The sequence below is a fragment of the Neisseria sp. 20925_1_37 genome, assembly GCF_041433255.1.
Taxonomy (GTDB): domain Bacteria; phylum Pseudomonadota; class Gammaproteobacteria; order Burkholderiales; family Neisseriaceae; genus Neisseria; species Neisseria flavescens_D.
In genome coordinates, this window is sequence record NZ_JAPWBC010000001.1 from 93,011 (window position 1) to 105,739 (window position 12,729).

At 53.6% G+C, this 12,729-nt stretch carries 8 protein-coding genes; 5 read left to right on the forward strand and 3 right to left on the reverse strand.

What is annotated here, in order from left to right; translation table 11 throughout:
- The first annotated feature begins 108 nt into the window (after positions 1-108).
- Both O3661_RS00490 and O3661_RS00495 read left to right on the forward strand, forming a co-directional pair.
- Positions 109-687 (forward strand): sigma-70 family RNA polymerase sigma factor, encoded by a 579-nt coding sequence (locus O3661_RS00490; RefSeq protein WP_107857761.1) that lies wholly within the window; start codon positions 109-111, stop codon positions 685-687.
- Positions 688-699: 12 nt separating this feature from the next.
- Entirely contained in the window at positions 700-873 is a 174-nt protein-coding gene (locus O3661_RS00495) for a zf-HC2 domain-containing protein (protein WP_371491920.1), read from the forward strand.
- Between the two features lie 240 nt (positions 874-1,113).
- On the opposite strand, the gene O3661_RS00500 is transcribed toward O3661_RS00495, so the two are convergent.
- Together O3661_RS00500 and O3661_RS00505 are read right to left on the reverse strand one after the other, a co-directional pair.
- Complete coding sequence (locus O3661_RS00500; RefSeq protein ID WP_371491921.1) at positions 1,114-5,262, reverse strand: translocation/assembly module TamB domain-containing protein; 4,149 nt, start codon at positions 5,260-5,262, stop codon at positions 1,114-1,116.
- A gap of 78 nt (positions 5,263-5,340) precedes the next feature.
- Positions 5,341-7,182, reverse strand: coding sequence for an autotransporter assembly complex family protein (locus tag O3661_RS00505; protein ID WP_371491922.1), 1,842 nt, complete (start codon positions 7,180-7,182; stop codon positions 5,341-5,343).
- 447 nt (positions 7,183-7,629) lie between these two features.
- Here O3661_RS00505 and sstT point away from each other — a divergent pair, with 447 nt between their 5' ends.
- Both sstT and O3661_RS00515 read left to right on the forward strand, forming a co-directional pair.
- Positions 7,630-8,853: a serine/threonine transporter SstT gene (sstT, locus tag O3661_RS00510; protein WP_371491923.1), complete on the forward strand. Its 1,224-nt coding sequence runs from the start codon at positions 7,630-7,632 to the stop codon at positions 8,851-8,853.
- Between the two features lie 227 nt (positions 8,854-9,080).
- On the forward strand, positions 9,081-10,937 hold the full coding sequence (locus O3661_RS00515; RefSeq protein ID WP_371491925.1) for an ABC transporter ATP-binding protein: 1,857 nt from the start codon (positions 9,081-9,083) through the stop codon (positions 10,935-10,937).
- A 112-nt stretch (positions 10,938-11,049) separates the two neighbouring features.
- On the opposite strand, the gene O3661_RS00520 is transcribed toward O3661_RS00515, so the two are convergent.
- The gene (locus O3661_RS00520) at positions 11,050-11,778 is read right to left on the reverse strand and encodes a TIGR00730 family Rossman fold protein (protein WP_371491927.1); all 729 of its coding nucleotides are present in this window, start codon (positions 11,776-11,778) and stop codon (positions 11,050-11,052) included.
- Between the two features lie 140 nt (positions 11,779-11,918).
- On the opposite strand from O3661_RS00520, the gene truC reads away from it, so the two are divergent.
- Positions 11,919-12,635, forward strand: a complete 717-nt coding sequence (truC, locus tag O3661_RS00525; protein WP_283121436.1) for a tRNA pseudouridine(65) synthase TruC — start codon at positions 11,919-11,921, stop codon at positions 12,633-12,635.
- Positions 12,636-12,729: the final 94 nt, after the last annotated feature.

The following is a 12,729-nucleotide window of genomic DNA, read 5'->3' on the forward strand; positions in this document are numbered from 1 at the left end:
GTAAAACAAAAAATACTACTGAAATCGTTTATAGATTCAATCGCATGCTCTTTCCATATCAGCGTAAAATCAGAAGTATGTTTATCATTCATTTCATACTGATACATTATGGCCCTACCCGAACTGACCGATGCCGAGCTTGCCGAATCCCGTAAACTGCTGCTGCGCTTTGCCCATATCCAGCTGCCCGACCGCCCCGATTTGGCGGAAGACCTCGTACAGGAAACCATGCTTTCTGCCTACCGTGCGGCCGAGGGTTTCAAAGGCGGCGCCCAAGTGAGCAGCTGGCTGTTTGCAATCTTAAAAAACAAAATTACCGACTGCCTGCGCCAAATCGGGCGGCAACGCCAAGTTTTCGTCACGCGCGACGAAGAAGCTTTGGATGAAGCCTTTGAAGGACATTTTGCCGCCGACGGGCATTGGACAGACGAAGGACAACCTCAGGGTTGGGACTCGCCCGAAGCCAGTTTGAACAATAAAGAGTTCTACCAAGTTTTGCAGACCTGCCTCTACCATCTGCCGGAAAATACCGCCCGCGTGTTTACCATGAAAGAGATTCTCGGCTTTTCAAGCGATGAAATCCGCGAACAATGCGGCATCAGCCATGCCAACTACCACACCATCATGCACCGCGCTCGTGAAACCTTGCGCCAGTGTCTGCAAATCAAATGGTTCTCCCATGCCTGACAGGAAAACGCCATGAAAAAATGCCGCAAAATAACCGATCTGATTTCCAAACAGCAAGACCAAGTGCATCTCAGTCTTTTTAACCGCATTGCCCTTGCCATCCACCTGTCGCTCTGCCCCCGTTGCCGCGAATATAAGAAACAGCTCGAATTAATCAGCAACGCCATGCACAAGATATTTCGATGATTAAAAAAAGGCCGTCTGAAACCTGCCCCTGTCAGTTTCAGACGGCCTTTTTGTATCTGTTTGATTTATCGCTAACCTTGAATAAGCCATGGTTTGCCGTTCACTTTTTTAGCTGCATTTATTTTTAAACTTGCGCCGTTGACCTTTGTTTTTTGAGGCATAGCTTAAGATTCTAATATACGGTAGAACAAGAAAAAGGCCGTCTGAAAGATGAATTTCAGACGGCCTTTTTCACGGCTTTTAGTGTTGTTCTTCCGGCTCGGGTTCGTCTTTGCCGAACCAGTTGTCAAAGCGGATGGTGTATTTCAACTCGCCGCCGGAGGAGCGCGTGCCGATGCGGGCAACGGCTTGGATGGCACGGGTCAGTTGGTACACGAGTTTGACGGATTGTTCGGCGCTGGAGATGCCGTATTCGTAACCTGCGTAGAGGTTGTTGGTGAGCTGTTTGCCGACGGTCAAGACTTGTTCGGCAGGGTTGAGCTCGCCGGTTTGGGCGTTGCGGCTGCGTTTGCTGGTAAAGCCCAAATCATCCACGAGGCCGATGCGGTCGTTGACTTGGCCGGCAAGCAGCGCGCTGGCGGCAGCGGAGAGCGTGGCGTTGTCGCCGTCGCTGCCGCTGCTGGCACGGTTGAGGATGAGCCAGGAGAGTTTGTCTTTTTCACTCATGGCTTCTTTGGCAACCAAGGTCACGCGCGGATTGCTGAGGCTGCCGAGGACTTCGACACCTGCACCGACCGGGGAGAGACGGCGTTCGGCACGGATGTTGAGGTTTGGATTGGTCAGCGGGCCGACAAAGGAAACCGATCCTTTGGTGATGTCGAGGTCTTGGCCGTAGGCTTTGTAGCGGCCTTTGACAACGCGCACGGTACCGACGCCTTGGACGGCTTCGCCCGGACGGGACGTGATGGCCAGTTTGCCGCCGATGGTAACGTCTGCGCCGTAGCCGACAAAACGGACATTGTCGTTGATGTTCAGGGTAAGGTTCATGTTGATGGGCGTGGTGGCCGTTGCTTCTTTTTTGGTTTCGCCTAGGACGACCACGTCATCGTCGAGGGTCGGCATGGAGGATTTTTGCGAACCGAACATGCCGTAGTCGGTGTTGAGCGTGCCATTGAGCGATACGCCTTTTTCCGGATTGTAGAGGACTTTGGCCGTTCCGGAGAGCTGCAGTCGGCGGTTTGGACGCGAGAGGGTGCGGTATTTGTCGAAGACGATGTCCACGTCGACATCAGGGTTGGCGTTGGCAAGGTTGACCGCACCTTTGAGCTCAATCGTGCCGCCACGGTGGAATTTGAGGCTGTCGATCACCCATTTTTGACCTTGCAGGCGTGAACGCAATACGCCGTTGTCGAGAATCAGGCCTTGGGTTTGATGGCGGTAATAGAGGTTGTCGCCGTTAATCAGGCCGCTCAGTTGCGGATCGTTCAGACGGCCTGCCAAGTTGACGGCGGCGTTCAGACGGCCTTTGAGGGTCTGGCCGACGGGCAGGAAGTTGCGGAAGACTTCGAGGTTGGCAACGTTCAGGTTGAGCTTGCCGCTCAGAGGGGCGGTATCGAAGCTGGTGCCCTGACCGATGTTGACGGTACCGTCGGCACGGCCGTAATTGGTTTGGAGGTCGAGGTTGCTGTTGACGGTGGGCGAACCGAGTCGGCCGCCGATGGTGGCGGTCGCGTTCAGACGGCCTGCAATGCCTTGGGCTGTCGCCGGCATAAAGGATTTGAGCGAGCCTAAATCGGGAACGCTGATATTGACTTTGCCGCTGACAGGGGCGTTGTTGATGTTGTTGCCGAACTGCTGGGCGATGCCGAGCGTGCCGTCAACTTTGCCGAAGCGGGTGTTGCCTTCCAGCGTGCTGTCGATGCGGCCGTTTTGGAAACGGGTACGCAGGGCGAGTGCGGAAAGCCCCAAAGGCTGTTTGTTTTTCGGGTCTTTGCTCGGCAGGATGATGTCGCCGCTTTGACGGTTGATGTTGAGAAAGCCGCGCGCGTTTTGACTGTACGCCAAATCCCAGTCGCCGCCCAAGACGAGGTTGTGTTCGATAGGCGGAGTGTAGAAGTTGTGTAATTCGGTAATGTGCAGATTTTGTGCGCTGCCTTTACTGGTAATGCCGGCTTTTTTGTCCCAAACGAAATTTTGCAGGTTGAGGTTGCCGCCCATGGCCGCCCAGCGCGCGCTGCTGAGGGAAACGCGTTCGCTGCCGGCTTCGAGGTTGAGGCGGTTTTGCAGTTTGAGGTTGAACGCGCCGTTGATGTCGAGCGTGTCGACCGTTCCTTTCCATTGGGTTTGGTCTTTGTTGAGGCCGCCGGTGGCGTCGAGGTCGAGCTTATAGCGTTTGTTGTCCACCGCCATGCTGCTGTTGCCGCGGATGTGGTGGTGCGAGCCTGTGCCGCTGATGAGCAGGTTGACGTTGTCAATCATGGCCGCGCCGCCGGAGACGGCGATGTGTTCGCCTTTAATATCGGCACTCAACGGACGGTTGGTATCTGGCGAACCTTTAAGCTTGAAGTCGAGGGCGCGGATGTTGACGGTATCGGCGACTTTGAAGTTGCGCGCTTCACCGTTCAAATCGGCTTCAAGGGTTTTGAGGCCGTCTGAAAAGCTGCCGGAGATATAGCCGCGCGCGTTGAGCAGGCCGCCCAAGCCGAAGCCGAAACGCGACAAATCGGGGGCGGTAATATTGAGGTTGAGGCGGTCGCCTTTTTTGCCGAAGCTGCCGTTGGTTTTGACGATGTTGCTGCCGAGGGTCAGGTCGGTCAGGGCGCGCGAGAGATGTTTGTTTTCATAGGCGACGTCGGCTTTGCCGCTGAGCGGAACGCCGTTGAGCGTACTCGGTGCAAACTGCATTTTGCCGGCGAATTTTTCTTGCGCCAGTATGCCGTTTAAGTTGATGTTGCCGTTGACGCTGCCTTGCGGAAGCTGCGGATCGATACGCGCAGGGTTGAAGGCTTTGCTGACGATGTCCAATTGCAGTTTGCGGTCTTTGAAGAGTTCGAGCGAGCCTTTAGCGTTGAGTTCGCCGCCGTTTTGCGGAACCAGGCGGACTTTGTCGAGCTTGAGCGTGCGCTGGCCGAGCTGTTTGTCGGTTTGGAAAAACAGCATGCCGTCTGTACGCGCAAATCCGCTGTCGAGATTCCAGTTGACAACGGGGGAGGAGGTTTCGCCTTTGACGTCGATACTGCCGTTCAGACGGCCTGCAATGTTTTGACGCACAAAGTCGTCTGCGCCGGTATTGTTGATGCCCAGTGCGAGTTTGAGCTGGTCTTGGGCGGTGTCGATAGTGCCGGATACGTCGATGCTGCCGTCTTTGAGCAGGCCGACGCCGATGTCTTCGATTTTGACCGTGCCTTTGTCATCGACAATGAATTCGCCGAGGATGCGTTTGACGGGGATATAGTTTTCATCGGCAAAACCGGCTTGGTCGTTTTCCAAGTCAATCGAGCCTTCCAACGCAACGCCGTCTGTAAAGGACGGAATAGTGGTGGCGTCGAAATTCAGACGTGCTTTGGGCAGGGTGGGCAGGAAGGCCTGCGGATTGATGTTGGAACCTTTAACCAGGATTTCGCCGACGGTTTCGTTGAGGCTGTCGGCGAATGGGTGGATGGTGGATTTGGCAGACAAATGAACGTTGTCGCCGTCGAGCAGCAGGTCGGTGTACACGTCTTGCAGGCTGCCCCACAGGCGCACCGTGCCGTGTATGGTTTCGCCCTCAAGCTGGCCTTTGGTGTAGATGGCGGTATTGAGGACGTAGGGTTTGTTCAAACCGAGCACCACCGCGCCTGTCGAGCTGCTCCAGGGCGTGTCGGCAGTTTTGATGTGGAGGCGGTGTTCTTTTTTGTCGTAATGATAGGCTGCGTGCAGATGGTCGAGATAGACGGTCTGCTTGTCAAAACGGTTGCCCACGCTGATTTTGCCGGTTTCCAAACGGTCGAGATAGGCGGTAACGGGCAGGTCTATGCTGTCGGGCAGGCCTTTCGAAGGCTCTTCTTCTTTGGGCGGCGTGCGCTTGGTCACAATGGCGATGTCGCCGGCCACGACTTCGGTAATGTGCAAGGACGGACGGAACAGCTCGGACGGTTTCCAATCAAAGCGGAAGCTGCTGATTTTGACATCCGCACCTTCTGTTTCAATCAACCATTTGTCGCCTTCAAAACCTTCAATCAGCGTGCCTTTCAGTGTGTCCGAGGAGATTTTGACGCCGAACCATGACGGGATTTTGTACAAACCGAAACGCAAACCCGATTCCGTACCGACCAGCCAGCTGATTGCGCCGGTGGAAACGGTCAATACGCCCAAGGCGGACAGGACAAAGCCGCGCAACAGGTGTTTTTTGCGCTTTGACGGGGCAGGCTGTTGTTCAGGCGGCGTGGAAGTGTTTGCAGTATCGGTCATGATATTTTTCTGTTTGTCTGTTGTTCAGACGGCCTGAAATGGCTGAGGCCGCCTGAAAGAATGGATGGTGTATGTTTGTTAAAACCTTGTGCCTAAGCTGATGTGCCAGCGGATTTTTTTGTCGTGGTGGCCGTAGGCAATGTCGAAGGAGAACGGCGCAACCGGGCTGAACCAGCGCACGCCCAAACCGGTACCGTGTTTTAAGGTCATGTGTTTGAAGTTGCTTGCCGCATCGCCGACATCGTGGAAGATGGCGCCGGAGAAGCTTTTGGTGACCGGGAATTGATATTCGAGGCTGCCGACCACCAAGGCGCGTTGCGGCAGGACGGAGCCGTTGGGGCCGGCCAAGCCGATGCTGTCGAGTTCGTAACCGCGTACGGAAGTTGCGCCGCCGGTGCGGAACATCAGGCTGGACGGTACTTCTTCACCTTCGCGGGCATAAACGTAGCCTGCCTGTCCGCGTACGATGAACGTACCGATTTTTTTGTTTTCAGGTGTGAAGAAATAGCCTGCGCGTGCCGTGGCGCGTGCTATTTGAGTGGAGGAGAGGAATTTGCCCAAAGTTGTACCGATTTTGCCGTCGAGGTAGTAGCCGTTTTGAGGGTGCAGCTCGGTTTCGATGCTTTGCCGTTTCCATGAGGCAGTCAGCATAGTGGCATGACTTCGACCCAAATCGTAGCTGGTGTCGGGGACTTTGCGGTCTTCGGTAATGAATTCGAGGCCGAAGCGGGCATCGATATTGTTGCGGTCGCGGACATACCAAATACCGCTGGACAGGGCGCGTTTTTCAAGGTTTTGCGTGGTCGAGCGGTTGTAGGAAACGTTGCTGGTCCAGTAGTTGCCGCGGTTGTTGCGCGGTTGGCTGATACCGGCGGCCAGCGTGGTCTCGTATTTGTCCATGTCCCAAACGACCGAGCCGATGTAGCCCTTGTTAAAGAGGTTGTAATAGTCGTAGGCGATGCGGCCGCCGATTCCGTATTCGGAGTCGTAGCGGATACCGGTTTCCAGTTTGTGGCGTTTGACTTCGGTCACGTTGATTTTGACGGGAACGCGGTCGCCTTGCAGTTGATCAAAGTCGGCTTGTACGGACGCGCCGGAATAGTGGCCGTTTTGTTCGAGCGCCTGTTGCAGGTCGAGGATTTTGTCTAAGTCGTAAGGCGAACCAGGTTGGAAGCGCGCCATGCCTGAAACCACGCTCTCAGGGTAGCGGCGTGTGCCGGTGATTTGGAAATCGCCGAAGTAAATGGGGCGGTTGCTCTCTACGATGACGTTCAAATCGGCTTTTTGGGTATTGGGATTGATGGTGGCTTGGGTGGTAGTGAGTTTCGCCAAAGGGTATTTTTTGCGTGTTACCGCGCTGAGGACGGAGGTTTTACTTGCACTCCAGCCGTCTTGGTCGAAGTTTTCGCCAACGGGCTGTTGCCAGTTTTCCATCGCATTTTGGTAGTACTCGGCCAAGTTGTCGTCATTCAATACGTCGCCGAGGATGGCCACGCTGACGTTGTCGACTTTGGTGCGCGGGCCGGGGGTGACGTTGACGGTGTAGCTTTCGCCGTGGTCTTGAATATTGACATTGCTGTTGAAGTAGCCTTTGGTCCGGAGCATCGTTTTGACGTTGTCGGGAGCCTCTTCGGCGAGGAAGCCGACCTGCTCTTTGTCCAGCTCTTCGTCCTGCTGCTGGGTAATCAGCGGCAGGTATTCTTCAAGCATTTCTTTGACTTCGCTGTCTTGGGTGTCGATTTTGACGGGAAATTTGGGCTTGAGTTTGCCTGTTTGGTCGTCTTTGGGCTGCTTGGGCATTTCGGATTCGGGAACGGCCTCGTAGTCTTCCGCTTTGGGAACGGAAGTATCTACTGCCAACGCGTGTCCGTAGGCGAGCGCCAATGATGCAAATAAAACAGGGTAGGTCAGTTTGGTCATGATGTGTGTTCGACAGCGACAATTCTTCAGTTTGGGGATTTTAACATTATTTCTGCAAGGTTTCAGGCTATGGTTATAAACGGAAATTTAGCGCGATAATGTTGCAAAATGTGACGTAAGGGCGGATTTTGGTTTGTTTCTATACGATTGTAATATTTATGTTTTTGTATTTTGGTTGATGAAGTTGCCTTTGTATTCGGCCTTATGGCGCAGATTTCAGGCCGTCTGAAAGCAAGATATAGAGAAGTAAAGCAACGGTATGGGCATACTTTAAAATAGGGTTTGAGCAGTTTTGACTGTATTTTTGGCATAAAGTGCCAACTGTGTCATAAATGCTAAACTTTAATGCTGTTTTTGTGAGGTGTGCATGAAAACCTCGCCGACAAATGATTTTTTATTTTAGAATGTAAGACTTTTTTAACATATCTTTAAATTGAAGGAACGGATATGGCAAGTGGCAATCCGCTTTTAAACGCGATCAACAGCGTCAGCCTGGTGGTACAAATCGCCATCGGCTTGGTTTTAGGTATTCTTGTGGGCGCAGTTGCGCCGCAAGTCGGTATCAGTGCAGGACTGCTGGGCAGCCTGTTTGTCGGTGCGCTTAAGGCTATCGCACCGATTTTGGTATTCGTTTTGGTGACTGCCGCCATTGCGCAACACCAAAAAGGCAATCAGGCCCACATCAAACCGATTTTGATTTTGTATATTTTTGGTACGTTCGCAGCCGCTGTGGTGGCGGTTGTCGCCAGTATGGCATTCCCGACCACGCTGATTCTGCGTACGGCAGGCGATGTATCCGTTGCGCCGCCTTCCGGCATTATCGAAGTGTTGAAAACGCTGCTGATGAATTTGGTGGCCAACCCGATTAACGCGCTGGCTAATGCCAACTATATCGGCATTTTGGCTTGGGCTTTGGTATTGGGCGCGGCTTTGCGCCATCACGGTTCGGATACGACCCGTCAAGTGGCGGCCGACTTGGCCGATACCGTTTCGACCGTTGTGAAATGGATTATCCGTTTTGCGCCGCTGGGTATTTTTGGCTTGGTGTCCTCTACCATTGCGGAAACCGGTTTTGAAGCACTTGCCGGCTATATGCAGCTGTTGGCCGTATTGCTCGGCTGTATGCTGTTTATCGCTTTGGTGGTCAACCCGATTATTGTGTGGACGCAAATCCGCAGCAATCCTTTCCCGCTGGTGTTTACCTGCCTGCGCGAAAGCGGCGTGTATGCCTTCTTTACCCGTTCTTCCGCCGCCAACATCCCTGTGAACATGGCATTGGCGAAAAAACTGGGTCTGCACGAAGACACTTACTCTATCTCCATTCCATTGGGTGCAACCATCAATATGGCCGGTGCAGCAATCACCATTACCGTTTTGGCGATGGCTGCGGCGCACACGCAAGGCATTACGGTTGACTTCGCCACTGCCCTGCTGCTGAGCCTGGTGGCTACCGTCAGCGCGTGTGGCGCGTCCGGTGTGGCCGGTGGTTCGTTGTTGCTGATTCCTTTGGCGTGCAGCCTGTTCGGTATCAACAACGATGTGGCCATGCAGGTGGTTGCTGTCGGCTTCATTATCGGTGTGATTCAAGACTCTGCAGAAACTGCGTTGAACTCTTCCACCGACGTTTTGTTTACTGCCGCTGCCGATTTGGGCCGTCAACGTAAAGAGTGATTTTAGGGTTAACCTAAATCCAACAAAGGCCGTCTGAAAAGTTTCAGACGGCCTTTGCTTTGGGTAAAGGAAAAGGGATTTTTAGATGGTCAAGCCGATAGATTGGTTTGGTCGGTCTGACGGTGTCCGCTGTCATCAGTTGGATTTTTCCCGTAAAATACAGTCCTGAATGTATTTGAACACCTCTTTTCAGACGGCCTGACCGTCTTATCACATTTGTAAAAACAATGATTAAAAAAATATTCTCGTGGTTCGAGTCTCGCATCGACCCTTATCCCGAAGCCGCCCCAAAAACGCCAGAAAAAGGGTTGTGGCGGTTTATTTGGAGCAACATTGAAGGCGTGCGTAAATGGATCGCCGTGTTGGCCGTGTTTACGGTCGGCGTCGGCATCATGGAAGCCTTGATGTTCCAATTTATGGGCAAGGTAGTCGACTGGCTCGGCACTTATACTCCGCAAACGCTTTTTGTTGAAAAAGGCCATGCATTAATCGGCATGATGGCCATGGTGGCATTTTTTGCCGTTTGGACCTTTTTCGCGTCCAGTGTACGCCTGCAAACCCTGCAAGGCGTGTTCCCCATGCGCCTGCGCTGGAATTTCCACCGCCTGATGCTGGGTCAAAGCCTGGGCTTTTATCAGGACGAATTTGCAGGACGCGTGTCCGCTAAAGTCATGCAGACCGCGCTGGCGTTGCGCGATGTCGTGATGACCGTCGCCGATATGGTTGTGTATGTGTTGGTGTACTTCATCACTTCCGGCGTGATTCTGTCTTCATTCGATGCCTGGCTTATCGTGCCGTTTATCTGCTGGATGATTGGATTCGCGATGATTATGCGCTTTCTGATTCCCAAACTCGGCAAAACCGCTGCGCGTCAGGCCGATGCGCGCTCGCTGATGACCGGCCGCATTACCGACGCCTACTCCAATATCGCCACCGTCAAACTTTTCTCCCACGGCGCGCGCGAGGCCGCTTATGCCAAGCAGTCGATGGAAGAGTTTATGGTAACCGTCCATGCCCAAATGCGTTTGGCAACGCTGCTGCACACCTGCAGCTTTATCGTTAACAGCTCGCTGACCGTCGGTACGACCGCCTTGGGCATTTGGCTTTGGTATCACGGCCAAGTCGGCGTAGGCGCGGTAGCCACCGCCACGGCCATGGCATTGCGTGTGAACGGTTTGTCGCAATACATCATGTGGGAATCCGCCCGATTGTTTGAAAACATCGGTACCGTCAACGACGGCATGGCCACCCTGTCCAAACCCCACACCATCCTCGACAAGCCGCAAGCCCTGCCGCTGAAAGTCACCCGAGGCGAAATCAAGTTTGATCACGTCGATTTCTCCTACGAAGCAGGCAAACCACTCCTCAACGGCTTTAATCTGAACATCAAACCCGGCGAAAAAGTCGGCTTGATCGGTCGCAGCGGCGCGGGTAAATCCACCATCGTCAACCTGCTCCTGCGCTTTTACGAACCTCAAAGCGGCACGATTTCGATCGACGGCCAAAACGTGGACAGCGTTACCCAAGAAAGCCTGCGCGCCCAAATCGGTTTGGTGACGCAAGATACCTCCCTGCTGCACCGCTCCGTGCGCGACAACATTATCTACGGCCGTCCCGATGCGACCGAAGCCGAGATGATTTCCGCTGCGGAACGCGCCGAGGCCACCGGTTTTATTCCTAACTTAAGCGATGCCAAAGGCCGACGCGGCTATGATGCACACGTTGGCGAACGCGGCGTGAAACTTTCCGGCGGCCAGCGCCAACGCATCGCCATCGCCCGCGTTATGCTCAAAGACGCGCCGATTCTGTTGCTTGACGAAGCCACCAGCGCGCTCGACTCCGAAGTCGAAGCTGCCATCCAAGAAAGCCTCGACAAAATGATGGAAGGCAAAACCGTGATTGCCATCGCCCACCGCCTCTCCACCATCGCCGCGATGGACCGCCTCATCGTCTTGGACAAAGGCCGCATCATCGAAGAAGGCAGTCACACCGAGTTGCTCGGAAAACAAGGCCTGTACGCCAAACTTTGGGCGCACCAAAGCGGCGGCTTCTTGAGTGAGCATGTTGAGTGGGAAAACAATTAAGCGCTTTGAAAGAAGATAAAAGGCCGTCTGAAAAACATTTTCAGACGGCCTTTATTAATGAAGCAAAGGGTAGGTGGGATAACCGCCCTTTTTCAGTTGAAACCTTAGTTGTTTACAGTCCCAGCGACCAAGCATTTTGGTGTTCGGACAAATCTTCCAAGCGGTTTTCGTAATGGGCGAAGATTTCTTCGATGATTTCGTCTTCGTCGTCGATGACGCGGATCAGGTTTAAATCCTCTTCCAAAATCAGGTTTCTGCCCAGCAACTGCTCGCGTATCCAGTCCAACAGTCCCGCCCAAAATGCTTTGCCCACTAAGATAATCGGGCGGTCGGGCGTTTTACCGGTTTGCACCAAAGTCAGGCTTTCAAACAATTCGTCCAGCGTGCCGAAACCGCCGGGCATGACGACATAGGCCACGGCGTGTTTGACGAACATGACTTTGCGCGGGAAGAAGTGTTGGAATTTAATTGACAAATCTTGATACGGATTGGCTTTTTGCTCGTGCGGCAACACGATATTCAGCCCCACCGCCGGACTTGCACCTGTAAACGCGCCTTTGTTGGCCGCTTCCATAATGCCCGGTCCGCCGCCGGAAATCACGGAAAATCCGGCATCCGACAGTTTGCGTGCCAAGCGTAATGTGAACGCGTAATCGGGATGGTTTTCGGGCGTGCGCGCGCTGCCGTAAATGCTGACGGCTGGCTGAATGGCGCGCAATTCTTCGCCGGCTTCGACAAATTCGGAAATAATTTTCAATACATGATACGACTCGCGCGCCTGAATATCGCGGCGTGTTTCGTCGGGCAGCATGGGTTTGGGCAGTTTTTTGAGCAGGCTCACGGCTTTTCCTTCGTGTTTTTATGTGCCGTATTGTAACCTGAAAGGAGCAGGCCGTCTGAAAGTTGGGTTTCGGCGGCAAGTGTACCTGCCACATTTTCAAAAGCCCGTTACAATATCTGCTTTTATTCAATTGCTCCGCCATGCTCGATATTATCCACCGCGACAGCCGCACCATTGCCGTCAACAAACCTGCCGGAATGCTGGTGCACCGAAGCTGGTTAGACAAACATGAAACCCGTTTTGCCGTGCAGACCCTGCGTGACCAAATCGGGCAGCACGTCTATCCCGTCCACCGCCTCGACCGCCCGACTTCCGGCGTTTTGCTGTTTGCCCTCGATACGGAAGCCGCACGGTTATTGACGCAGCAGTTTGAAAACAAAACCATCGAAAAAACCTATTGGGCGATTGTTCGCGGTCATCTGCCTTCAGACGGCCTGATTGATTACGCCCTCAAATATATGCCCGACAAAATCGCTGAAGCGCAGACCGAAGCGACATTGCAGGAAGCGCAAACCGCCTACCGCTGTCTGGCGCAAACCGAGTTGCCGTTCCAATCCGCCCTGCGTTATCCGACTTCGCGTTATTCGTGGGCCGAACTCACGCCGCACACCGGCCGCAAACACCAACTCCGCCGCCATATGAAACACATTTTCCACCCCATCGTCGGCGATACCAACTACGGCGATTTGCGCCAAAACCATGCCGTTGCCGAACATATCGGCACGCAACGCCTGATGTTGCACGCGCGAAGCCTCAGTTTTCAAAGCATAGAAGACGGTAGTCGGATTACTGTAAACGCGCCGACAGACAACGACTGGCGGCTTTGGATGGAAAAATTTAAAACCGAGGCCGTCTGAAAAGCTAAGCCGCACATTTTCAGACGGCCCAGTCATGGAAAAAAACAGGCAAATCCCTTACAATACGCCCCTAAAATTTTGAAAGAACACAAGA

Bases quoted from the DNA above. Each gene is read 5' to 3' on its own strand.
- O3661_RS00490 (WP_107857761.1), top strand. From the start codon at position 109: ATGGCCCTACCCGAACTGACCGATGCCGAGCTTGCCGAATCCCGTAAA.
- O3661_RS00495 (WP_371491920.1), top strand. From the start codon at position 700: ATGAAAAAATGCCGCAAAATAACCGATCTGATTTCCAAACAGCAAGAC.
- O3661_RS00500 (WP_371491921.1), bottom strand. From the start codon at position 5,262: ATGACCGATACTGCAAACACTTCCACGCCGCCTGAACAACAGCCTGCC.
- O3661_RS00505 (WP_371491922.1), bottom strand. From the start codon at position 7,182: ATGACCAAACTGACCTACCCTGTTTTATTTGCATCATTGGCGCTCGCC.
- sstT (WP_371491923.1), top strand. From the start codon at position 7,630: ATGGCAAGTGGCAATCCGCTTTTAAACGCGATCAACAGCGTCAGCCTG.
- O3661_RS00515 (WP_371491925.1), top strand. From the start codon at position 9,081: ATGATTAAAAAAATATTCTCGTGGTTCGAGTCTCGCATCGACCCTTAT.
- truC (WP_283121436.1), top strand. From the start codon at position 11,919: ATGCTCGATATTATCCACCGCGACAGCCGCACCATTGCCGTCAACAAA.